Annotated in this window: 16 protein-coding genes and 1 pseudogene; 8 read left to right on the top strand and 9 right to left on the bottom strand. The window is 56.1% G+C overall.

The genetic code is table 11. The features are described from left to right. Positions 1–186: 186 nt before the first annotated feature. A pseudogene (locus PHP59_RS02815) lies at positions 187–937 on the bottom strand (ABC transporter ATP-binding protein). Between the two features lie 413 nt (positions 938–1,350). Then, complete coding sequence (mmp10, locus tag PHP59_RS02820) at positions 1,351–2,574, bottom strand: methyl coenzyme M reductase-arginine methyltransferase Mmp10 (RefSeq protein ID WP_300163265.1); 1,224 nt, start codon at positions 2,572–2,574, stop codon at positions 1,351–1,353. Positions 2,575–2,718: 144 nt separating this feature from the next. On the opposite strand from mmp10, the gene PHP59_RS02825 reads away from it, so the two are divergent. Then, positions 2,719–3,237, top strand: coding sequence for a hypothetical protein (locus PHP59_RS02825; RefSeq protein ID WP_300163268.1), 519 nt, complete (start codon positions 2,719–2,721; stop codon positions 3,235–3,237). Positions 3,238–3,869: 632 nt separating this feature from the next. Here the strand turns inward: PHP59_RS02825 and PHP59_RS02830 are convergent. Continuing rightward, the gene (locus tag PHP59_RS02830) at positions 3,870–5,087 is read right to left on the bottom strand and encodes a hypothetical protein (RefSeq protein ID WP_300163271.1); all 1,218 of its coding nucleotides are present in this window, start codon (positions 5,085–5,087) and stop codon (positions 3,870–3,872) included. A gap of 98 nt (positions 5,088–5,185) precedes the next feature. After that, a complete protein-coding gene (locus tag PHP59_RS02835) occupies positions 5,186–5,443 on the bottom strand; it encodes a DUF504 domain-containing protein (protein WP_300163274.1) in 258 nt (85 codons plus the stop codon). Positions 5,444–5,540: 97 nt separating this feature from the next. Between PHP59_RS02835 and PHP59_RS02840 the strand changes: the two genes are divergently transcribed. Continuing rightward, positions 5,541–5,786 carry a transporter substrate-binding domain-containing protein gene (locus tag PHP59_RS02840; protein WP_300163277.1) on the top strand — a complete coding sequence of 82 codons (246 nt, stop codon included), beginning with the start codon at positions 5,541–5,543 and terminating at the stop codon, positions 5,784–5,786. 29 nt (positions 5,787–5,815) lie between these two features. Here PHP59_RS02840 and PHP59_RS02845 read toward each other — a convergent pair whose 3' ends face one another. Further along, positions 5,816–7,240: a dihydrolipoyl dehydrogenase gene (locus PHP59_RS02845; protein ID WP_300163280.1), complete on the bottom strand. Its 1,425-nt coding sequence runs from the start codon at positions 7,238–7,240 to the stop codon at positions 5,816–5,818. A 99-nt stretch (positions 7,241–7,339) separates the two neighbouring features. On the opposite strand from PHP59_RS02845, the gene PHP59_RS02850 reads away from it, so the two are divergent. The 3 genes from PHP59_RS02850 to PHP59_RS02860 all read left to right on the top strand — a co-directional run bounded on the left by PHP59_RS02850 (position 7,340) and on the right by PHP59_RS02860 (position 10,318). Beyond that, positions 7,340–7,708: a glycerophosphodiester phosphodiesterase family protein gene (locus tag PHP59_RS02850; RefSeq protein WP_300163283.1), complete on the top strand. Its 369-nt coding sequence runs from the start codon at positions 7,340–7,342 to the stop codon at positions 7,706–7,708. Between the two features lie 929 nt (positions 7,709–8,637). Continuing rightward, positions 8,638–9,345, top strand: coding sequence for a polysaccharide deacetylase family protein (locus PHP59_RS02855; RefSeq protein ID WP_300163286.1), 708 nt, complete (start codon positions 8,638–8,640; stop codon positions 9,343–9,345). Positions 9,346–9,658: 313 nt separating this feature from the next. Next, positions 9,659–10,318, top strand: a complete 660-nt coding sequence (locus tag PHP59_RS02860; RefSeq protein ID WP_300163289.1) for a GNAT family N-acetyltransferase — start codon at positions 9,659–9,661, stop codon at positions 10,316–10,318. 461 nt (positions 10,319–10,779) lie between these two features. Here the strand turns inward: PHP59_RS02860 and PHP59_RS02865 are convergent, their stop codons facing one another. From PHP59_RS02865 to PHP59_RS02875, 3 genes are all read right to left on the bottom strand, one after another. Next, entirely contained in the window at positions 10,780–12,372 is a 1,593-nt protein-coding gene (locus tag PHP59_RS02865) for an asparagine synthetase B family protein (RefSeq protein WP_300163291.1), read from the bottom strand. 293 nt (positions 12,373–12,665) lie between these two features. Then, positions 12,666–13,574: a hypothetical protein gene (locus tag PHP59_RS02870; RefSeq protein ID WP_300163294.1), complete on the bottom strand. Its 909-nt coding sequence runs from the start codon at positions 13,572–13,574 to the stop codon at positions 12,666–12,668. Between the two features lie 319 nt (positions 13,575–13,893). Continuing rightward, positions 13,894–15,660 (bottom strand): asparagine synthetase B family protein, encoded by a 1,767-nt coding sequence (locus tag PHP59_RS02875; protein WP_300163296.1) that lies wholly within the window; start codon positions 15,658–15,660, stop codon positions 13,894–13,896. A gap of 139 nt (positions 15,661–15,799) precedes the next feature. Here PHP59_RS02875 and PHP59_RS02880 point away from each other — a divergent pair, with 139 nt between their 5' ends. Continuing rightward, positions 15,800–16,249: a hypothetical protein gene (locus PHP59_RS02880; RefSeq protein WP_300163300.1), complete on the top strand. Its 450-nt coding sequence runs from the start codon at positions 15,800–15,802 to the stop codon at positions 16,247–16,249. A 6-nt stretch (positions 16,250–16,255) separates the two neighbouring features. On the opposite strand, the gene PHP59_RS02885 is transcribed toward PHP59_RS02880, so the two are convergent. Continuing rightward, the gene (locus PHP59_RS02885) at positions 16,256–17,539 is read right to left on the bottom strand and encodes a glycosyltransferase family 4 protein (protein WP_366943712.1); all 1,284 of its coding nucleotides are present in this window, start codon (positions 17,537–17,539) and stop codon (positions 16,256–16,258) included. Between the two features lie 224 nt (positions 17,540–17,763). Here PHP59_RS02885 and PHP59_RS02890 point away from each other — a divergent pair, with 224 nt between their 5' ends. Together PHP59_RS02890 and PHP59_RS02895 are read left to right on the top strand one after the other, a co-directional pair. Next, positions 17,764–19,182, top strand: coding sequence for a hypothetical protein (locus PHP59_RS02890; protein ID WP_300163305.1), 1,419 nt, complete (start codon positions 17,764–17,766; stop codon positions 19,180–19,182). 453 nt (positions 19,183–19,635) lie between these two features. After that, positions 19,636–23,031: a hypothetical protein gene (locus PHP59_RS02895; protein ID WP_300163308.1), complete on the top strand. Its 3,396-nt coding sequence runs from the start codon at positions 19,636–19,638 to the stop codon at positions 23,029–23,031. Positions 23,032–23,661 lie beyond the last annotated feature (630 nt).

A 23,661-nucleotide genomic window follows, 5' to 3' on the forward strand; every position in this document is an offset into this window, starting at 1 on the left:
TCCGTATCCGAGAATGAAGAGATGGGTCCGGGCGGGGGTCAGCGAGAATCTCCCGCCAGGCCTTCCGGAGCGCACGGTCGTCCGCCTTCTCATCGGCATCGTGCAGGTGCGTATGCATGGCGGGGACTGCGTCCCGGTCCGTCTCGACGGCCTGCCGCACGAGCAGCGTGTCGCTCGGCATATACCTCAGTCTGCCTTTTCAATAATCTCCTTTGTTTTTATCTGGAGGCTCTCCTCATGCATACGTTCGGCATCGAGGAGGCCGTCCTTGAGGAATACGATCCGGTCGAAGTAGTCCATATGCCATGGCTCGTGCGAGACCATCACGATCGTCTGCCCGAGATCGCGTTTTATCCTCCGGAAGAGATCGAGGATGACCCGTGAGTTTACCGTATCGAGATTTGCACAGGGTTCGTCTGCATACACGATAGCAGGCGTGTTCACCAGCGCCCGTGCGATGGAGACCCGCTGCTGCTCGCCACCCGAGAGTTCGCCACCTAGGTGGTGAAGCCTGCTGCCGAGCCCTACCCGTTCGAGGACATCTCCTGCCGCAGCGTAACATTCATCGACCGGTCTTCCCCGTGCAATCGTGGGGATTGCAACGTTCTCCATCACATCGAGATCCGTCACCAGCGCGTAGTCCGGGAAGACGTACCCGAGGTGCATGAGTTGAAAGAGCGTCCGCTCTTCATCGTTCAGTCTCGAGACTTCGGTGCCTGAAATGACGATGTCCCGGAAGTCGGGGTTCGAGGAGACCGAGCTGATGGAGAAGCGTTGACTTCCCGCTTCCGCTCGGCCCCATGGCCCCATTGATCCCGATGAACTCCCCGTCCTCTATGGTGAGGGATACTCCTTTGAGTGAGGCAACCTCGACGCTGCCCATTTGATAGATTTTTTTCAGGTCATGTACCTCGATCATCCTAATCCCTGGGGTCATCCCAAAACTGATCAGAATCCTTTGTCACGTTGATGAAATGATCAGAATTCAGTGCTATAGAGAATGAAAGAGAGTTTTGGGATGCCACATATTATAATGGGACATAGTATACTATAACTATGATGAATATGTCGGAAGGGCGGCTCCGCTTTCATTCCCGCACCTATTGTCCGGGGTCTTCCCGCTCCCCCCCTTCACCCCCGCAAGATAAACTCCTTTTTTGCACCCTCTGGGTGAGGTCGATGTCTCCTCCTCGATCTCGGGGAGGGCGCGCCGACCCGTTGCTCTCCCCCAATCCAACTGGGGAGCGTGAACGCCCTACACAGGCACCTGAACGGTAATTCTCCAGATCTCTCGTGTACCTCTCCTGCAAAAAACCTCAGGGAGGTCTCAGCACCTCCCCTGCCATCCCTTCACCCATTCTGGTTTATCAAGTGGATGAGGGCGGCAAAGCCGTCGAGTTCCATCTGGAGGACCTCTTCTTTCCGCATCCCCATCGAGGTCTCGGCGTCGGCGGTGAGCATCTCCGGGCCGCGGAGCACCGCCCGCACCGTCCCGTCACGGCCAAGCACCTCCGCCGCCTGGCGGTCATGGACAAAGGAGCGGCCTGGCAGGACCACGGCCTCCTCCAGGTCCGCGAGGTCGAGGGCGGCAAGGTCGTCGATGGTGATCAGGCAGGCGATCTCCTTCTGCACGGGCACGACCCTGCACCCGCCACCGCAGGCGTCCAGGACCTGCTGGATGAAGGGCGTGGCGACAGTCCCGCTGACCACTGACGCCTTCCCCCGCACCCTCGGGAGTCTCGCAAGGAGGTCGGGTTCCTGGAGGATGGCGAAGGGCGACCCAATCTCCGGGTCCCAGAGAGGGGTACCGCTGATCTTGAGAGAGAACCGGGCATTCAGGTCGGTGACCCGGTCCCTGAACGCCTCGACGCTCTCGACCTGCTGGCCAGGGATGATCGGTGCATTGCCGAGGATCAGGCCCTGGTCGGTAGAATTTGCAAACCTCATCAGGATCAGGCCCTTTGCTCCTGCTTCGTCGAGCCAGGCACAGGTCTGTTCGAGATCCTCGCCGTCATTGACGCCAGGGATGACCACCGCGGCGGCATAGACGTCGATCTTCTCGCAGAGGCGGCGCATGACCGCAAGGGAGGCCTCGGGGGTAGGGTCGTGCATGTATCGCCGCCGGCGTTCGGGGTCGGCCGAGAAGATCGTGTACGAGACCTCTGAGAGCCCGTTGTCGACGAGGAAGTCGGCGATCTCCGGGTCGTCAAAACCCTTCCCGCTGGTATAGCCGATATGGAGGGGCACGCCCATGCTTCCCAGGATCTCGACGAGGTCGCGGAATTCAGGGTAGCAACTCGGGTCTCCCCCGCCGCTGATGGTGATCCGGGAGAGATCGTCCCCGATCATCTGGAGCTGGGCAAGGGTGTCGTCGGCGACCGTGGATAGGGGTTTGAACCCGCTGTACTGCTCTTTCACGCCTCGTGTGCAGTAATCGCAGCCCACTTTGAAGGGCAGGCAATACCTGCACCCGAAGGGTTCGACCTCCCCGACATGCTTGAAATAGCAGTACTCGCAGAAGCCCCGGCAGTCGACGCCCGGGCGCCCGCCAATGTCCACGGTCAGATGAGCCATCTGCTACTCTGTCTGTGCTGAAGGGTTATATGGTATGGCATCCGAAGCGGTACCGGGATCTCTCCACCCTCCTCCCGGGAGGATGGAAGCCGATATCTTCATCACTTGACAAATATAATTGTGTGCTGGTGGCGAACCATGAACATGTTTATCAGTAAAAAAAGGATGCTTGGCGGTATTCTCTCCCTTCTCCTCATCGGAGCACTCGTGATGCCTGCCGGTGCCTTTACCGCCGAGAAACTCACGATAGATGTCGAAGAAGACGGTACCGCAACGGTCACCTTCGACTATTCCCTCACCTGGCTCGAAAATATCGCGGTCTTCCTGAAGATCACAGACCCGAATGTGGAGTTTGGAAAAGCGCTGGAAAAATACTCCGGGTCTGAGGTCGAATCTGTCGCGGTGAGCGATCGGTCAGCCTCCTTCAGGGCAGAGAAATTTGCCCGCGTCTCCCTGGTCGACAATGCAACAGTCTATACAACACCGGCGCTCCATCTCGAAGAGGCTGAGAAGGCACTGAACGATTACTGGTTTGCGCCGCTGGTGCAGGCCGACTTCTCCCCTGCAGTGACCGAGATCACCTTTGCCGACGGGAAGGTCGAGACCCTCAGGGACATCGCGGAGATCCCCTCCTTCATCCACCAGGTCCCGGCCACCCCCTGAACTCTTTTTTCGGCTTTGTAGAATCAGGCATGAGTCGAGAGCATGCCCGAGGCATAGTGCATGAAACGTTTTTCCATGGAGGTCATCCCAAAACTGATCAGAAACGTTTGTCCTGTCGATGAAATTCCTCGCATTTGGTTCTGAAAAATCCTGTTCTGGTGCCTGTTCCGGGGGTTTTCACGCCCCGGTCCCCCCACCATTACGATAGGAGGGTGGATGGCAGACTCCTTCACGATCGAATCTACCCTTCCTGGTTTCTCTCCTGTTTTCGGGGGTCCGGGGGCGTCAGTCCCCCGGTGGAGAATGGGGGGAAGGCGGGGGTTCGCACCCTTCGCCAGAGAATCCGGGGGAACATCTACCCGAGCATGAGATTTCTCCATAGCCAGATGAACACGAGTTCTGGGATACCCTCATGGCAAATCCTCATGCTTGGGTCGATGTATCCCCTCCGATCCCATGAGGGGACGCGCGGATACGCTGCCTTCGCCACAATCTAAACTGAGGGCCACTCGAAAGTCACAGATTTTCTCGAACTCGCTATCGCTCGTTGCCCCTGACCCCCCAAACTTAGGATTGTCCCCGGGAAGACAGACTGGCAATTTCAGAAGAGCCTTTTTTCTTCTCTCTTCTCTTCAGGCCACCATCTCGATGATCACGGCAACAGCAGCAATGACAAGACTTGCCGCCGAGAGGGGAACGGCGTACCGCCAGAGCACCGCGGGGACGGAGTCGCCGCTTGCGTTCCTGACCACCCAGAAGAAGGGGTCACTGAAGGCGGAGACCGAGAGTGTCCCCGCTGCGATCATCAACATGAGGGGAACCTGGCCGATCGCCGTTGCATAGTCCGACGAGAGGATCATGGTTGCGGTGATCACGGCAGTCACCACCCGCGACCCCTGGGCCGCCTGGAGGAGGATGCCGAGGAGGAAAGGCACCAGCACCGGCGGAACCGCGTCCCCGAAGAGGGCGAAGGCGTCGGTGGCGAAGGTGCTTGCCATGATCGTCGCCCCGAGGGCGCCGGCCCCGCAGAGGTCGTAGATGATCACGCCGGCGTGTTTTGTCCCGTCCTTGAGGGCGGCGTACCGCAGGTCGGGCGCGAGGACGAGGAGTGCGCCAGCCATCCCGACGAGCAGTGCGGCCGAGATCGACCCTTTCCCGAAGATTGGCCAGACGACTGCCGCGGCCGTCAGGGCAAGAGGGAGGAGGAGAGGCACCCATGCCCGTCGCCCTGTCTCCGGGGTGCAGACCTGCTCCCCGGCCTCGGCAGTACTCCTCTGCCGCCCGATCCCCATGCCGACCGCGACCAGAAGGATGACGGAGAGGGGGACGGCGATGGCCATGTACTCTCCTGCTGAGAACCCCTGGACCGCCGACGCGGCGGCGATGGTGACAGGCGTCGGGTAGATGAGGGAGAACGAGAGGGTGCTCCCGATGGCGGCACCATATATCGCCTTCTTCTTATCGGAGAAACAGGAGAGGAGGGGAGAGATCACGATGAAGGCCGTGATGCAGCACATGAACGGCACCGCGAGGATAAACCCGGCGATCCCCCCGGTCAGCGCGGGACGGTGGGTAAAAGACCTGAGGTCGCTGAAGATACGTTCCTGGAACCTCCCCTTTTCGAGCACCTTTGCGATGACCGAACCGGCAAAGACGACCACGCCGAGGAGTGCGAAGATCTTCCCGGCCCCCTCGGCCGCAATGCCGACGACCGACTCTGCCGGGACGCCGGCAAGGACGCCGTACACGACGGCCGCCGAGAAGAGGGTGACAAAGGGATTGAGGCGGTACCTCACCGTTGCAAGGGAGATGAGAACGAGGACAAGCACGAACGCGATGAGGGTTTGCATCAGCGGTACCTGGATTCTGGTGAATATATAGATTTTTAATGCGGCATGCGCCGATCAAATCCTGAAAGGAGATATGATCGGAATTATACCTCTTCTCCTCATGGGCCGGCCCCCTCCCTTTCCCAGATCACATCACCCTGATAGAGGATCCTGAGCACCCGGTGGATGGGGATATACTTCGGCCCCCGGTCTGTTTCGACCACCATATGCGCCCCTTCTATCGCCGCGATCTCCGGGCCGCCGATCTGTGAGCGGTCGCCGGGGGCCCCGCGATCGATGAAGACGACCACTACCGCCGCAAAATCGTAGGCAGGATCATGCAGGAGTCTGAGGAGGATCCGGTGGCTTGTCCGCATCGGTGGAGGGGGTGGCGGTCTCCCCCTATATATCCACCCCTCGTGCGGCACCACCGCCGAGATCTGGATCGACGAGAACCTCATCCAGAAGGACCTCATGGACAAGAAGAACCTCAAGCACCATGACAACATCGATGTGGTGATGTTCGACAGCACCGTGATCAACGACGTCATCTCCGGCAAGAAACTCCAGAAGATCGGGTCCGTCGACACCGGGGAGCAGTTCGGGATCACGGTCCGGAAGGGCGACAACGAACTCCTCTCTACGATCAACGACGGCCTTGAGAAGTTCATGAACGACCCCTACAGGCGGGAACTCATCCCGAAGTACACGATGGAGTGAGTCTCTCCCCCCTTATTTCTATCCGTCTTTCAAAGCCCGTAATCGTCCAGAAGCCTACGATAGTCTGCCGGACTCATGAGAGATGAAAATGCTCTCTGGACGACCTCGCTGAGTGCCGGATGGATGTGCATGCTCTCCAGGACGAGCGTTCTGGCATGCAGATCCGTGTACATCAGGGTGACGACCTCCTGAATGAGGACCGAGGCCGACGGCCCGATGATGTGGGCGCCGAGGACATGGCCGCTTCTGTTCTCGACGATCACCTTGACGAAGCCGTCGCGGATTCCCATCGCCTCCCCCTTCGCCGTGTCCTGGTACCGCTGGAAACCGATGGAGACTCTGTCGGCCCCGTGCGCCTCGACAGCCTCCCTCTCCGTCATGCCGACAGCGGCGATCTCCGGCCAGGTAAAGACCGCATGCGGGACGACCCTGTAGTCGGCCCTGACGCGCTCGCCGAGGACGGCATTGAAGTACACGATCCGCGCCTCGTAGTTCGCCACATGTTTGAAGAGGTACTTCCCGTTTGCGTCGCCGAGCGCCCAGATGCCGGGCTGCGACGTCTGAAGGTGGTCGTCGACCTCGATCCAGCCGCGTGCGTCGGTCCTGATACCCCCTCTTTCCGGGTGGAGGATGTCGGTGTTCGGGCTCCGCCCTGAGGCCACGAGCACGGCATCGGTGACGTACTCCGCCTCCTCTCCGGTGCCCCGGTCGCGGGCGACAAGCCCGACCTTCCCGCCGGGGCGGGTCTCCGCACTCCTGACCTCCTGGCCGGTGACGATGGTGAGGTGCTCTCCAAGCGCCTTCTGTGCCAGTGCCGAGACTTCTGGTTCCTCCTCAGGGATGAACTGCGGGTTTCTCCCGATGACCGTGACCTCGGAACCCATGGCGGCGAGGAAGTGGCCGTACTCCGCGGCGATGTACCCGCCGCCGATGACCGCCACGGTCGGCGGGATGGCGTCCAGTCCGAGGAGGGTGTCGCTTGTCAGGTAGGGGACGCTCTCAAGCCCGGCGACCGGAGGGATGCCGGGCTTCGAACCGGTGCAGAGGAGGATCTTTTCCGCATGGATCTCGGTCCCGTCCACGGAGAGGGTGTATGGAGCGGTGAAGGAGGCGATGGCATGATAATAATCGACATTCGGCGATTCATCGAGCGCCCTCCTGATCTCCGCAACATCGCGGCCGACCGCCTCCCGCATCCTCTCCATGACCCGCAGAAAGTCGATGCCCTTCAGGCTCGCATCGATGCCGAATGCGGTCGCCCTCTCGATCTCCCGCACCAGTTCTGCCGGGTACAACAGCATCTTCGAGGGGATGCACCCACGCGTCAGGCAGATCCCGCCGGGTTCGTCCCTGTCGATGACCGCAATGCGGGTGTCCGGGTTCTCCTCAAGGACCGCGTCCACGACAGGCATCGCCGAACCTGTGCCGATAACGATGAGGTCGTACTCCTTCATGCACCATCCCCCTCCCCCTCCATCAAAGTCGCCGGCAATAAATAGGTGCCGGGCGCTTCCCCGGCACATTTATCTGGCCGCACCACCCCAGTCCGCGCCATGTTCATCATCGGTCACCGGGGTGCCCGGGCGGCGGCCCGGGAGAACACACTGCATGCAGTGGAGGTCGGTATCGCATGCGCCGATTATGTCGAGGTCGATGTCCGTTTGAGTCGTGAGGGTATGCCTGTTGTCATACACGACGCCACCCTCGACCGTACGACCGACGGCAGCGGGGCCGTATGCACGTACCTGCTCTCAGAACTGAAGGCGCTCGACACCGGAGACGGAGAACAGATCCCGGGTCTTCAGGAGGTCGTCTCTCTGGTCACCGGGGGCGGTGCGGCCTGTTTGTCGAGGTCAAGGAGAAGGGGAGTGAGGAGACGGTCTGCCGCGTGCTGGACGGCTATGATCCTGAAAAACTCTTAGTCGTATCATTCCACGAAGAGAGAATTAAAAAAGTGAAGGGCCTCCTGCCCGGTGTCAGGACAGGTTTCATTTTCTCGCGAGGCGAGGGAGATCCCCTCTCGCTCGCCGTTTCGGCCGGTGCTGATGCGGTCCTCCTCAGGAAAGACCTCATCACGTCTTCCCGGATCGATCAGGCACATCGGCAGGGCCTCATTGTAATCTCCCGGGTGCCTGAATATAGAAGACGAGGCCCTGGCGGCACAGGACGCCGGTGCCGACGGCCGTGCATCAGACGACCCTTGCAGGATGAGAGCGTTTCTCAGGGACGCGGAGAAGACCCGGAGACACGAATAATGATGCTGGCCATGGAAACTTCGCGGGAGTGAGGTCATTGGGGCTATCTGGTCTGCCCGTCCAGAGGGCAGGGAAAGGTGAGAAATAATCTCAGTCATGGGAGAATAGCCTGTGAATCGCCATTATGGAGTGCACACTGGATTCGGGCACATTCATCAGGGAATCGACCCGGGTGCTGAGAAACCTATATATAACAGATCCGAATACTTACGTCTCGAACTGTTGCCTGGAAAAGGTAGTGTCGTATTTTGGGGATAATGGCGGAGGATATCTGATTCATGCTGGGAATACTCAGAGAAGATCCTGAAGTCTGGGCCCTCTATACACGGAGTGAAGAATATACTCCCGGCTTCCGCGACCGGTACGATCGTTTCCCTTTCTATCTCAGCAAGAACCGGAATATTTTCGAGCCGGTCGCCTCACGGTATCTTTTTGACCGGGGCTTCTGCCCCGAGTACCCTGACGGCAGGCAGTTCGCGCTCTGCCTGACACATGATATCGATACTGTGTACAGTTCTCTCCATGGCAAAGGGGTGAAAGCATTCAATGCCATCCGAGACGGTCGTTTCTCCGATGCGAAACGATCCCTGATGCAGATGAAGACGAAGAGGTTGCCCTGGTGCAATTTTCAGGACATTATCGCGATGGAACAGGCCTATGGTGCCAGATCAACCTTTTTCTTTCTCGTTCTGGACCCTGACAGCGAGGATTATGCCTATGACATCGAAGACCTGGGGCCGGATCTTGGCATGATCGTGGACCAGGGACACGAGGTCGGCCTCCATGGGGGCCACCAGACCTATAATAATCCCGACGATATCAGGGAGAAAAAAAGACGGCTGGAAAAATTGCTGAATGAACCGATAGTAGGTTATCGGAACCACTATCTCAAGATTAAAGTGCCTGAGACCTGGGAATATCTCTCAAAGGCCGGGTTTCAGTATGATTCGACGATGGGATTTGCCGATTGCGCCGGTTTCAGAAATGGGATGTGTTATCCATTCAAACCGTTTGACCTCAGGAATAACCGGCCGATGGACATCGTCGAGATCCCTCTCGCGATCATGGACAAGACGCTCTTTTATTACATGCATCTTGACCTGGACCTCTCGTGGGAGCTGACCCGGCAGATTATTGAGAATGTGAAGCAGTGCCATGGCGTTCTCAATGTCCTCTGGCATAACAACTGCATGTCAGGGGACTATCTGAAACTGTATATAAAACTTATGGATTATTGTTCAAAGGAAGGTGCATGGATGACATCGGGCAAGGAGCTTTATGATTGGTGGTCCAGGTATCTCTGACATCTCGGTCCGGCGTCTTGGCATGGACGAACTCCCTGCATGGGACGCGGTCGTGAGATCTGCACCTGAGGGTTCGATATTCCATTCCAGTCCGTGGCTTTCGGTCATGAGTCGTGCACGGGGGATGGACTATAAAATCTACGGGTGTTTCGATGAGGGAAAACTTATCGGAGGGTGTCCTCTTTTTTTCTATCAGATCGGAGGGCTGCTCCATATCGGAACATCGATCCCACCGATGAATCCCTATGGCGGGATCGTTTTTCTGTCTCAGGAGGGGAGCAGTGGCCGTGCCCGCGAGCAGAGGCGGCAGGATGTGACACGGTCCCTGATCGGGTATATGAATGCGGAGGATTTTGACAGCCTTCATATTGTGAACGCTCCGGAGTGGAGAGATATCAGGTGCTTCATCTGGGAAGGGTGGCAGACCAATGTGTTGTATACGTACTATATCGACCCGGCCGCGGTCAGTTTGTCGAGAAATGCAAAGAGGAATGTGAAAAAAGGAACAGAAACCGGGATTGTAATCCGAAAATCAGAAGACATCGACACATTCTATAAACTCTTCGAGCGTACTTTCCAGAACAGGGGCATGGCGCCACCCCTTCAGAAACCCCTGTTCCGCAGCATATTCGAGACCTTCCACGCACGCGGGAACTGCGAACTGGTCACCGCGCAGAACCAGGATGGTGAGATGATCAGCGGGGATTTCTATCTCTTCGACAACCGGAGGGTCTACCGCTGGGCCGCCGCGACCAGTCACGAGTCCAAGGCTTCCGGGGCCTCCTTCCTCCTTCTCTCCGAGTCCATCCGGGAGTTCAAGGAGAGGGGATACCGCGAGATGAACCTGATGACCGCAAATATTCCCTATCTTGCCGAGTTTACCCAGAATTTCAGTCCGAGTCTCGTCCCCTATTACGGGGTGACGAAAAAGTCCGCGTACCTGAAACTCTCTTCCGCGATCATGGGTACCTGACAGGGCCCATCATCCTGTTTTTTGCTCTGGAGATATCGATCTCTCGCCGGTCCGGAGTTTTTCTCGACCCCCTTCGGTCGTCCCTCATTCTGGATTGGCCCCGGAAAGATAAGACAGGGATCCTGATGAGGAGGGTTGCTATTCCCCGGCTATGTAGAATCAGGCATGAGTCGGGAGCACGCCTCAGGCATACCGCATGAAAATTGTTCTGAGGAGTTCGTCTGGTCGACGTGCCTTCTCGCACGCTTGCGCCGGGGGCAGAGCCCCCGGTGCGAAGATGTAGGAAGGCGGGTGAGTCACGTTCATACCCAGAAAATGGGAGGGGTTCTACAAAGCATATTCCCCCTCTGTCCGGGTGTGGGGCGCGAGCGCTCGTGAACTTGAGTACGGAAATACACCTGCAGCATTTTCATGGAGCCCCCTGAAAAGAATGTTTCTGGAGGGGGTCTACGCACCATTTATTACTCGATCCGACTCTCTCCGGCCTCCGGACAGGAGCCCTGGAGTCCGTCGTCAGGGATGATAAGACTCAGATAATTTTGTATGATAAGGCCGTTCAGTCTGATCTCAGGGGCTGCGCTTTCCTGGCCGACCAGTGAGACAAGGGAGGGGTATTGCATCAGCACCTCAGGAAGGGGCAGGCGGTTTTCTTCCAGCATGGCAAGAATTTTGTTGTACCATGATGTTTTTTGTCCCCCTGTACAGATGAGGTGCATGAGAAAGGACGGCCCGTGTCTTGCATCTGAGAGGAAGTTGTTCAGGGGCGTCTCAAATCTGCTCGTACATTCTATCTTGCGAAGCCCCTCATATTTTCCGACAAACAATCTCTCCCGGGCATACCTCTTGTACAATTTCTGTCCGATGCGGTGGTGGAGGGGTACATGCAGGTAAAAATTGATCAACTCGGCATCCCATAAGGGCAAACTCCAGGAATAGCCGAAAAATTCGTACACACGAACCGCGTTTACGATGAACTTTGCCTGGCGTTCGTAGAAATCAAAATATTCAATGGCGTTTGCACAGGAGTCATTGTCGTGGACCCTGATATCCCCGCACCCCAGTGCAATCTTCTGTGAATAGAGAGAACGAAGACCATTGTGGTTCCAGCCCAGCAGGGAGTAATGTTTTGTGAGAAGATCATCTATCACTTTTTCCTGCGAATACTCCCCGTCTTTCCGGTACGATGCCGGGATATGCGACCCGCTGAGCATATCCCCCGCGTGCCCCGGCACAAAGACTGCATTGTCCTGAACAATGCCCTCTTTTTTCAGCGTATGCACGGCAAAAAAATCCTGAATATGAGGTTGCGACGCAAGGTTTCCGCTATATTTCTGGTACGTCCTCATCTCAGGGGACGTGTAGCACTCTTCCCACGCGTCCTGCGTGTACTCGATGAAATGCCAGGGGTACCCCAGTGCCTCCGCCACTTTTTGACTTGCTCTGCTCTCCCTGTTGGTGGGGTGCCCGTAATTATAGCAGACAACATCTTTCGCCCCCACAATTCGGAGCATTGCGGCGATGATCCGGGAATCGAGTCCGCCGCTCAAAGGAACGACAATCTGTTGCCCTCTCCCGGCAGTGGATGCCATCAGCCTCGCGAAGGCCCGGTACAGGATTTCGTCCAGGGCATTCATCAATGCTGTCCCGTCCTCCTGGTAGTAGTCGCCATGAAGGTACCGATAGTAGGGGGTTGTACGGATCGATCCCGTTCTTTTCTCTAAGACAAGGATCTCGCCTGCATTCGTCTGCTTCAGGCCCTGAAAAAGCGTGCCTTCGCTGGTCACATACCCTGTCACCAGAAATTCTGCCGCACTCTCAGGGTCCAGTGCCGGGTGCATGATGGACCTGATGACATTTGCATCGTCTGATACGATGATCTGGTCCCTGTTTGTGGCATAAAAAAGGGGGATACTCCGTGTACGGTCAGATATGCAGAAGAGGTGGCCGTCACTTTCGATGATGATGCAGAATTCGCCGATGATCCCGGATGCTATCTCTCTGAGTCGACCAATCTCCGGAGCGGCGGGATATGACCGTATTATACCCTCGATCATCTCCGAATCAGACAGGACTTCCGTGCCCCGAAAAAATGTCCCTTTGTAATAGCAATGGATCCCCCTGGATTCGGCCTGCTTCCATGGGTAATATGGATTATTCAGGAGTAGTTCCAGATGCATATGCTCTCTCCGTACCGGAAGTCCCAGAGATATCGGTGTGAAGTCCGCCTGATGCTATAAATGTGTTTTCTTCCCGTCTTCGAGGATCGTGATTGTTCCCTCTCATGACAGCAACAATCTTTCCTGAAAAGCGGGTTCTATCATCGGGAGGATTGGGGGCCGGAAAAATATTAATCGGGAGTGTCCAGCAGATTTAACTGGCCCATCACTCTTTCCGGGATGCCAAGCGGATCCTGCTCACCCATCCTGTCCGCCCACCCGGCATGTTTGCAATCGCAGTCGAGATCGGCAAATACCTCTGTGTTGAAATCCAGGTTATGCATGTCGATCCGTTCAAGGATCTCCCTGTCACATGTCCCGCAATTTCTGGCGACGTCCAGCGACTGGACCGAGTACTGGGACGGACTGATGTACATGTTGATCTCGTCCCCGTACATCCCCTTATACTGCCGTATCACCTCAAGGACGCTCCATAACATGGGTGGAGAGTAGAGGCCCTTCTTCCAGAGTTCGTGAACGACCGTGTTCCTCTCGACCGTTGTAACCTCGAGGTCCATCCTGCGGATGCCGCGTGCATACAGATAACCGATCGTTCCGACCACATCGGAGATGGCCTCCTGCTCGGTTAAGAAGGGTGGTTTCAGCAGAAGGAGCGGTTTGAAGGATACGCCAGAGTCCTTCATCTTTGCAAGATAATGGTCGTAGTTCCTGGCAGTAAAGCCCTTGTTGATGCAGAGGTTCATGATCTCAGGATTGGCCGACTCGAATCCGAACAATATTTCCAGTTCTTTATCAGGGAGATGTTTTTTAATCCTCTGTGCCATTTCAATGGAGTCGTCATTGATCCGGGACTCGATGACCACCCTCCTGATGCCCGGGAAACTGTTGAGGACGGACGAGATCTTTTTCTGGGCTTCGAATGAGATCTCCCTCTCGTCAAGGAAGTTCCCGTCATTGTATAATGCGACGACCGGATAGTCGTTCAGGTCCACCGTATCGGCGACATGCTCGATCTGGTTGATATAGTCCTCGTCCGAGACCTTGACCCCCTGGTTGGTGCTGCAGTAAAAACCGCACATCGTGCACCCACCACTTTCCCGGACCCATTCACACCCTGTTGACCGAAGAAAAATCACAAGGCGCCTGCAGGGTTTCCCGTCCATGTGGCCGACTCTCTCGTCGGTCCCGATAGGAAGCGAGTAATCAATATGATCTGTTTTAACGGTCTCATGGCCCCGTACATTCCGGGCCAGATCCTGAACCCGTTGGAGTGCTTCGTTATATCCTGAAGAATCCGGGACCTGTATCCTGTCTGACAAATCTGCCACGTGCCCCCCCCGACCATCCCATATCAATATTTATATTTATAATTATCTCATGGATGAAAAGGGCGAAAAATCATCGCGGAGTCTCTCTGGAATAATCAGAAATGCCGACATCCCAGATACATTCTTTTTTGCTTTTCACGTCTCCTTCGTCAAGACGCGGAATATCTCCACACTGCAGGAGATATTCAAGGTTCAGGAGACTGATGATTGTTAATGCAGACGGATCGTGCCTGCGCTGCATCACCATCGTCCTGACGAGAGGGTACCTGCTGCTGCTGATATCTGTCATAAGAGAATTCTTTTTGAGCAGCATGGACTGGAGGTCCCGGTACCACAAGGCATAGATCCCCCTGTCCGCGATACGGTCGTATATCAGTCTGAGTTTGTTCTGGGCCGAGATCCATCTCTGAGGGAGGGAATCGTCTATTTTGGTCGTACACTCGATATATTTTAATTCTTTCAGGTCGCCGGTGAAGAGCTTCTCGCGCGCGAATAGTTTGTACAATCTCTGCTTCATCCGGTACTGCAGGGGAACTTTCATGAAGAATTCCATGAATTCATTGTCCCAGAACGGGATCCTCCACTCATAGCCGTAATACTCGTACGTCCGAACCGAGTTGATGATATATTTTGCCTGTCTCTCTCTATAATCAAAAAATTCTATTGCATTTGCCCCTGACTCCCTGTCATCGGCACGGACTGCAGGGATAATGGACCGGATCCTCTCTTCAAAGATTTTCGTGAGCAGTCCGTCGTTGCCCCAGTCCCAGTAGGAATGGTGGTCGGCAAGAACGTAGTGTATGGCCTCTTCCGAGGTGCATCCCCGCCTGATATTATATGATGGGGGTATTTTACACCCGGAGAGCACGTCTGCACCGTGGCCCGGGACAAAAACCGATCCATCAGGGATTATGTCGAGTTTTTTCAGTTCCCTGACGGCGGCCATGTCCTGAATATGAGGGAGGGCAGTGAGATTTCCGCTGTACCTGAGTACTTCCACCAGTTCAGGTGAGCAGTACATCTCTTCCCACTTTGCCGCGGTATATTCGACGAAATACCAGGGGTACCCCAGTGCATCGGCCACCTCCCTGCCGAAACGTGATTCCCGGTTGTTTCTGATCCCGTACGTGAAACAGGTTACGTCCTCGACTCCGAGCCTTTTGAGCATCGCCACAAGGATTCTGGAGTCGAGTCCGCCGCTCAAGGGGACGACGATATGTTTCCCCTGTTCGACGGTGGTTTCGATGAGGCGGTTGAAGATGTTCGTGCAGACACGATCCAGCTGCTCGATCATCTGCTTTTCGGAGGCCGGGAAAAATTCTCCGTGCTGATAGCAATAATGGGGATACAGGTCCGTTTTTCCCGTGATCTTATCATATAAAAGAAATTCCCCTGCCTGTATCTGTTCTATCCCGTGGAAGAGAGTGCCTCTGCCGGTGACAAAACCGGTTACCAGGAATTCGGCCGCTCGTCTGTCATCCGGTCCTGTGGCCATTGCCTCTTTCAGGGCATGTGCGTCGTCGGAGATGAGGAGTTTCCCCGGAATTTCAGAATAATAGATCGGAATGCTCCGGATCCTGTCGACGACACAGAGCACGCGATCAGGTGCATCAATGACGATCACATATTCTCCGTTCAGGTGGCTGAGCAGTCCCGCGAGATCCTTCCTGTCGGTTACGGGCCCGGATATCTCCTGGGAAAGACGTGATGCTATCTCTTCGTCGTCTGCCAGGCGGTTATCGACGAATATGTGGCCTTTGATAGAGCAATCCGCTTTATCCGTCTCTACATGTCTCCACGGTGAAAAATGGTTGGATAGACGAATTTCTACCTGCATGTGCGGTCACCATGACCATCATTTATTTCCTGACATCCAGAGGGGAGGTACATGCTATAATGGCACGTACGCACGGGTTCTGGCGGTGTGCGGCGATGTCCCCCGGTTGTTTTCTCTCTGCCGGTGGAAATCTCGTGTGGTGGTTCTGACAGACAGAAAGGAACATCATGCCGGGTGCATTATCCAGTTCAATGCCGGATCTTTCACCAGCCTTATGCCCGCCTGTCCCTTGATCGGTATGGTCCGCCATCTGCTCAAACCGGCATGTATCTCTTCTGTCTTCCCCTGTTTTGTAATGCCTATACCAATGCTTTATTTATGGCTTTCGCTGGCGGCACCTGCCGGCCCCCCTTTCTTTGTTGTCGGGATTCGGGCGCAATATTTCACCCAATCTTTCGGGAAATACATGATCGAAAAAATCGGCATATGGCAATATTTCCAGAATATATTTTATCTCATCCGGGAAATTCCGGCCAGGCGTCATACTGACACTCCTGTTCTATTTATACTTTTTTCAGTCAATCCCGGCAACAGACATCTCCGCAACCTGTATCAGGATGTCCAAAAATTCCCGGACTACATCCCCTGACCGGGCTTATCCCCGGTGTCCCCGGCCATTCCGCGAACGACGTGACACGACCTCCGAGCAGACATCTCCGACTTTCCGGGCGACGACCTCCCAGCTGTTGTTTTTTCTGACATACTCGCACCCGGCCCTCCCCATTTGCGTCCTCTTCTCGCGGTCGGCCAGGAGCATCGTGACGGCCGAAGCAATGGCCTGCGGGTTCTCGGGTCTGACCGGGATACCTCCTCCTGAGAGGTCGAGCAGTTCTCTGACACCCGCGATGTCGCTTGCTACGACAGGTTTTCCGCATCCCATGTATTCATACACTTTCAGGGGAGAAAGACCGATTTTGTCATTTCTATCCCTGATAAACGGTGCGACGCAGACATCGCTGGCAGTGACATAGTCGGGTACGCTCTCATAGGCCACCCTCCCGGTGAAGTGGATTCTATCCCTGACCCCAAGTTCCTCTGCCAGGGTGGTGCACTGTTCTCTCATCACGCCGTCGCCGACAAGCAGGAAGCGGGCCGCCGGGCAGGTGTCGCGGATCAGGGGAATGGCCCTGACCAGGTCGGGCAGGCCCTGCCAGGGGGCAAAATTGCCGGTGAAACAGATATATCTTGCCGAGAGGTCCAGGCCCAGTTTTTTCCGCGCCTCTTCCTGGTCGCCCGGCCTGAAGATCCCGGTGTTCGCCCCGTTTTCGATAACGGTGATCTTTTTCTCGTCCACCCCGTACTCCTCGACCAGGTGACGCTTTATCCCCGCCGTCACGGCGATGATCGCATCGGCTCTTTTGAGCAGGTACTGTTCGGAGACGGTACAGAGGGTTCGGTTCATCCATGCGGCAATGCCTGATGAAGAGTGGTTGTCATCGATAAGCCTGATCTCGTCCCCGAAAAAGCCGTTGACCTCACATATGATCGGCGTGCCGTGGATCCTTCCGGAAAACAGATCTCCCAGGACTCCAAAGAACGAGTTTCTGGTATAGATGACGTCATATCTCCGGGAAGAGTCCTTGCAAAGAAGCGATCTGACAATACTCCCGTACAGTCGAAGATTACCCCGGTCAGGTATGGAGGAGCAGAAGATATGGTCCATATGCACAAAGGGCAGGTCGACGGCCGAAAAGATATGGAGCCTGTTGTGCCCGGCCGCGAGTCCGGCGATGAGTTCGCAGCTGTGAGTCACCTTCCCGTTGGCACCTTCGGATGATTTCAAAGGTTCTATGAACAAAATATCCAGGCCGCTCCCGTCTGTCGGCATCACACGCCGTAAGTGTGCGTCGCAATATAAAGGTAACCCTATCTGGAGCATCCAGTGCTAGCTCTTCTTAAATCCACTGATAGAGTGATAAATTGATATTATAATCCGAGGGTGTACGAAAAAACTGAGCGAAAAGTTCTTAATTGACTAGCATAATAATGGGGTCTGCCTGCTGACGCGATGGGCACTCGTGTCGTGATCTCCCGACCTTACCGGGGATCGAAACGCAGGTCTGTCAGTGTGCACCGATTGTCCTTCCGTGGGGGTGAATACAGTTGATATCTGCCGCTAAACAAAAGATCATTATTCTGCTGGTAGCATCCATCCTTGTTCTGACAGGTATTGCCATTATACTTTCCCAGATCCCTTCTACCCCCCCAGAAGACAGCGAGAACGTCACCCCAGAACCTGAACGTCCTCCATGGCCCTCGGGGCCGGTCGTCGTTGTTGCCTCACAAACAAGCGTAGACGAGATCCCGTACTCCCCGGATTTTGTCTGCGACGGCCAGGACGATCAAAAAGAGATCAGGGCCGCCTTCCGCGCCATTCCTTCGCAGGGCGGCACGGTCGTCCTGACAGACGGGACATTTTACTGTACAGACTCGATCGATATTCCGACCAACTCCACTCTTGTGGGGCGTGGCCCCGATATGACAGTCCTGAACTATCTCTCCGCAGGGTCGGTCAGGATGAATTCAGGGAAGGACATACGCCTCTCGAACGTCGGGATCACCGGCAAAGGAAGTGTCTATATCAGCACGTCAGATGTTGATGTCGAGGATGTGGAGGTCTTCCACGTGGACAACTCCTATATCGCGGCATTCATGATCTACGCGGCCAACGAAGTGATCAAAAATGTCAACTTCGTCAATTGCAGGGCCGTGGACGTCGATCGATGGGGTTTTGTCCACTCGGGTGAGGGAAAACCGAACATTGTGCGGGACTGTACCTATACGAACTGTCAGGCGATCAACTGCGGCCGGTATGACCAATACTACGGTGTCGATCACCAGTATGCCGAGGCCTGGGATGTGGGTTTCGATATTGCCGAGTCTCTCCAGAGCGCGGACAATATCTCCTATGTCGGGTGCCACGCCGAAGGGTGCTGGGAGTCCGGGTTTCATGCCGAAGATGCTGTCCGCCTAACCAATATCAGACTCATTAATTGCACAAGTACTGATAATGCACAGAAACAGAAGATTGGCAGAGAAGAGGTGGACTTTGGTGCCGGATTTCTGGTGAATGAGGGAATGTACCTTGAGAACTGCACCTCTGAAAACAATGCAGTCGGTTTTCACTGTTCAAGGGCCGAAGATAGTTACCTTTTCAATTGTCGCGATATTGGGTCGGAGAAGGGTTTTTTGATGCTGACCATCGGAGAAAAAGGTCTGCACCTGCGCTCATGCGCGACCGAAGGTACCGGCGAACCGGTCTATGTCTGGACGGGACCGACACTGAACATCACTCTGGAGGATATGATGATCCGATCAAAGACCCCGTGCCCGACCGCCGGGATCACCGTGAATGCACTGGTAAGGGACCCGGACAGGATCCTTGTCCGGGACAGCGTAATTTCAGGATATCATTCTGGTATCGTCAACCGGGCGGAGAATCGGGGACGTGTGAGGGTCGAGAATGTGTCGGTGATCCGGTCTGAGAAAAATTTTATAAATTGCAATGTGATCACTATATAATCTATCGTCATTTCTTTTCTTAATTGTATAATTGGGCCGCATTTGCCAGATGAATAGCATTTGGTATCTTTTGTCTGAAAATGAGATTGCAATTAAAAAAATTTAATACTCGTGGCAATGATGTTATTTTAGCAATTTGTCTTGTGGCGATGTTCTGAAGATAGGAGAGATATTCTCCGGGCTCTCCAGCCATGTGTCATTTACTATATATATACCTTGCTCATGTGAATATCATTTTTGAGTGCTCTGATCGTTTTATTGTTCACTAACACCATATCGTCCGATAATAGCCGGCAATTATGTGAATATTATAAAATAGAATTGTTTATATGTGGCTGCTCGAAACTAATTATTTGTAATACAAAAAACCAAAAAACGAGCAGAAGGTGAAGAACGAACAGATCCAGAGGACAGTATATGAGATTGGTATCACTATTAACACTAGTTGCGGGATTGGCCCTACTGACCTGTCTTGTTCAGGCAGCAGGTGCAGCATCCCTTGTTGTTGCAGCAAGCGACAGCAGCAACTTAGTAAAAAATCAGGCAGATTATGTCTGTGACGGCACGAGCGATCAGGTTGAGATTAACAAGGCACTTGCTGCCCTCCCCTCGGGCGGTACGGTCATTCTCTCCAGGGGTCACTATACCCTGAACGGCAATGTCGTCCCGAAAAGTTCCACGAACCTGAAAGGGGAAGGCGAAGATGCGACATTTCTGAATTTTGTCTCATCCGCAGCAGTCTCTCTCTCCAGCGTGAGCAATGTAAAAGTATCCGATCTCCAGATAAACGGGAAAGGACGCGTTTACATCAGTTCGTCCCACCACATCATTGAAAATGTGAAGGTGTACAATGTCGACAACTCGTACATGGCCGCCTTCATCATCTACGCGTACAGCAAGACGGTCGAAGACATTCAGTTCATCAACTGTAAGGCGATCGACTGCGACCGCTGGGGCTTTGTCCACAACGGTGGCGGCTGGGGTACCCCGTCGATCGTCAAGAACATCAGGTACACGGACTGCCAGGCCATCAACTGCGGCAGGTACGACCAGTACTACGGTGAGAGGCACCAGTACGGCGAGGCCTGGGATGTCGGCTTCGACATCGCCGAGTACATCGACACCGTCCAGGACGTCACCTACACCAGGTGCGTCGCCGAGGGCACCTGGGAGTCCGGTTTCCACGCCGAGCCACCCCCGAAGCTGAAGAACGTCAGGCTCATCGACTGTGTCAGCCGTGACAATGGCCAGAAGCAGAAGACCGGCGCTTCCCACCCCGACTTCGGTGCCGGTTACATCGTCATGGAGGGCATGACCCTTGAGAACTGCATCTCCGAGGACAACATCGTCGGCTTCATGTGCGACTACCCGGACGGCAGTTCCATTAGCGGGTCCAGCGACAAGGGCTCGAAGATCGGCGTTCGCATCCTCAGTGTCGGTGCGGGCGGCCTGAAGATCACGTCATCTTCGGTTGCGAACTCCCCCGAGCCGGTCCTCTTCCTTGCAGGCGGCTCCAAGGTGAACATGAACGGGCTGACCATCTCGTCCGGCACCTCCCGGTCAACATCGGGCATCAGGGTGCAGTCGAAGGTCTCGGCCCCGTCGTCCATCGTGGTCGCAAACTCGAAGATCTCGGGATATGCCACCGGTATCAACAACCAGGCCTCTGCAAACGGTCTGGTGCAGGTCTCCAATGTCGAAGTGACCGGCGCGAAGACCAACTTCATCGGCACCAAGGTCATTGGTCCGGTGATCCCGCCGACACCGACTCCGACTCCGACACCGACACCGATCCCAACTCCAACACCCACACCAACCATCACACCAACCCCGACACCCACGGCTGAGCCCACACCCGAACCCACGCTCGAACCGGACAACGGCAAGGATGTGCTGCTGATCACCGGGAACTCGTACCTGAGCCCCGGCGACAAAGCTGTGAAGGATCACCTCGAGTCGAAAGGCTACACGGTGACGACGAAAGAAGACGACCTTGTTACCGCGGCATATGCGGAGGGCAAGGACGTCGTGATCATCTCGTCCAGCTTCAACAGCGGGACTGTCGGTGCGACGCTCAAGGACGTTGCCGTGCCGGTGATCTCCTGTGAAGCATGGCAGTACGACGACCTCAAGATGACCGGCACTGCGGTCGGCACCGACTACTCCGCGGCTGCAGGTCAGACGCAGGTGGCCATCGCCGATGCGTCAAGCCCCCTCGCCGCCGGCCTGGAAGGCACCGTGAGAGTCACGGGCACTGCCGGTTATGAGATGTACGGCCTTCCGACTGCAGGTGCAACGAAGGTCGCCACCGTCGTCGGCAAGCCCGACCAGGTGACGGTCTTCGCCTATGACACCGGCGCCGAGATGGTCGGTATGAAGGCACCCGCACCCCGTGTTGGATTCTTCCTCCACGACCAGGTCGCAGCCAGCACCACACCCGAAGGGTGGGCGCTCTTTGACGCAGCTGTGAAATGGGCGGCTGAAGCCGGCGGGTCGACGGAAGTCCCCCCGACCCCCGAACCCACACCTGAACCCACACCCGAACCCACACCCGAACCCGGCGAACCTGCAAAGGTGCTGCTGGTCATCGGGAACTCGTACCTGAGCCCTGGCGACAAAGCGGTGAAGAACCACCTTGAGTCCGCGAGCTACACGGTAACGACGAAAGAAGACGACCTTGTTACCGCGGCAGATGCGGAGGGCAAGGACGTCGTGATCATCTCGTCCAGCTTCAACAGCGGGACTGTCGGCACCACTCTCAGAAACGTCGCCGTGCCGGTGATCTCCTGTGAGGCATGGCAGTATGACGACCTCAAGATGACCGGCACTGTGGTCGGCACCGACTACTCCGCGGCTGCAGGTCAGACGCAGGTCGCCATCGCCGATGCGGCAAGCCCGCTCGCCGCCGGTCTGAAAGGCACCGTGAAAGTCACCGGCACTGCCGGCTATGAGATGTTCGGCCTTCCGACTGCAGGTGCGGCAAAGGTCGCCACCGTTGTCGGCAAGCCCGACCAGGTGACGGTCTTCGCCTATGACACCGGTGCCCAGATGGTCGGCATGAAGGCCCCGGCACCTCGTGTCGGGTTCTTCCTCCACGACCAGGTCGCAGCCAGCACCACACCTGAAGGGTGGGCGCTCTTCGACGCAGCCGTGAAATGGGCAGCGGGTGCGGACGGTTCGACAGACGTAACCCCGACCCCCGAACCCACGCCGGAACCGACCCCTGAACCCGGCGAATCTGCAACAGTGTTGTTCATCACCGGGAAAACAACCCTGGAAACCGGGGACCTCGCCGTCAAGAAGCACCTTGAGTCCGCGGGCTACACCGTGACCGCAAAGGATGACGACCTTGTCACTGCAGCAGATGCCAAGGGCAAGGACGTCGTGATCATCTCATCCAGCCTCAACAGCGGGACTGTCGGCACGACGCTCAGAAGTGTTGCCGTGCCGGTGATCTCCTGCGAGGCCTGGCTCTATGACGACCTCAGGATGACCGGCACCTCCCGCGGCACCGACTACTCTGCGGCTGCAGGCCAGACACAGGTGGCCATCGCCGATGCGGCAAGCCCGCTCGCCGCCGGTCTGAAAGGCACCGTGAAAGTCACCGGCACTGCCGGTTCAGAAATGTACGGCCTTCCAACTGCAGGTGCAGCAAAGGTCGCCACCGTCGTCGGCCAGCCCGACAAGGTGACGGTCTTCGCCTATGACACCGGCGCCCAGATGGTTGGCATGAAGGCCCCGGCACCTCGTGTCGGGTTCTTCCTCCACGACCAGGTCGCAGCCAGCACCACACCCGAAGGGTGGGCGCTCTTCGATGCGGCCGTGAAATGGGCGATCAGCAACGCGTAAATGATCCGCCCCTCCCCTTTTTTTCTTCCCCTGTCCCTGTAAGGCCGCACACACTTTTGTCCGGCGACACTCTCCGTCCCTCTGCTGCCGGGAATTCTCGACGTCTTACGGTCGCCACTCGAAAACCTAAGGTTTTCTCAAGCTCCCTTCGGTCGCACCCCCCCATCATCAGGATAGGCAGGGATACGGCAATCTCTCTCCCTGTGATACCCTGTTTCTTCCCAATCAAGTGCTGCTCTGCCAGGTGCATCCGGGTCAAATACGCTCGAATCAACCCCAGATCCGGGCATTGCGCCTCCCATCCGGGGCCGTACCGGGGAGATCCGGCGATCCCGGAATGCCGGGGCCTGTGGGCGAAACAGGACAAAATCCGGCAGGACTCAACGCCCTCTCGCCGTTGGTATGACTGCAGGTAATGCCGTCCCCTCTCCCGGTCCCCCCGGTGCCGCCGAGGAGGAGGGAGGGGGAGCGGATATTGCCCGGATCTGGGATCCGGGGGTGTATATGGCGGCGGTAGATCGGCGTTCTTCTCCGGGGGTTTCACTCGAAAACGTTCCGTTTTCTCAAGCTCGCTCCGCTCGCACCCCCCGATCCCCTCACCATTTGGATAGGAGTGGATGGCAATCTCCC

This window comes from Methanofollis sp. (genome assembly GCF_028702905.1).
Lineage (GTDB): Archaea > Halobacteriota > Methanomicrobia > Methanomicrobiales > Methanofollaceae > Methanofollis.

Coding starts and splice junctions, on each gene's coding strand:
- mmp10 (WP_300163265.1), bottom strand. CDS start 2,574: ATGGCTCATCTGACCGTGGACATTGGCGGGCGCCCGGGCGTCGACTGC.
- PHP59_RS02825 (WP_300163268.1), top strand. CDS start 2,719: ATGTTTATCAGTAAAAAAAGGATGCTTGGCGGTATTCTCTCCCTTCTC.
- PHP59_RS02830 (WP_300163271.1), bottom strand. CDS start 5,087: ATGCAAACCCTCATCGCGTTCGTGCTTGTCCTCGTTCTCATCTCCCTT.
- PHP59_RS02835 (WP_300163274.1), bottom strand. CDS start 5,443: ATGCGGACAAGCCACCGGATCCTCCTCAGACTCCTGCATGATCCTGCC.
- PHP59_RS02840 (WP_300163277.1), top strand. CDS start 5,541: ATGGACAAGAAGAACCTCAAGCACCATGACAACATCGATGTGGTGATG.
- PHP59_RS02845 (WP_300163280.1), bottom strand. CDS start 7,240: ATGAAGGAGTACGACCTCATCGTTATCGGCACAGGTTCGGCGATGCCT.
- PHP59_RS02850 (WP_300163283.1), top strand. CDS start 7,340: ATGTTCATCATCGGTCACCGGGGTGCCCGGGCGGCGGCCCGGGAGAAC.
- PHP59_RS02855 (WP_300163286.1), top strand. CDS start 8,638: ATGAAGACGAAGAGGTTGCCCTGGTGCAATTTTCAGGACATTATCGCG.
- PHP59_RS02865 (WP_300163291.1), bottom strand. CDS start 12,372: ATGATCGAGGGTATAATACGGTCATATCCCGCCGCTCCGGAGATTGGT.
- PHP59_RS02870 (WP_300163294.1), bottom strand. CDS start 13,574: ATGTGCGGTTTTTACTGCAGCACCAACCAGGGGGTCAAGGTCTCGGAC.
- PHP59_RS02875 (WP_300163296.1), bottom strand. CDS start 15,660: ATGCAGGTAGAAATTCGTCTATCCAACCATTTTTCACCGTGGAGACAT.
- PHP59_RS02885 (WP_366943712.1), bottom strand. CDS start 17,539: ATGCTCCAGATAGGGTTACCTTTATATTGCGACGCACACTTACGGCGT.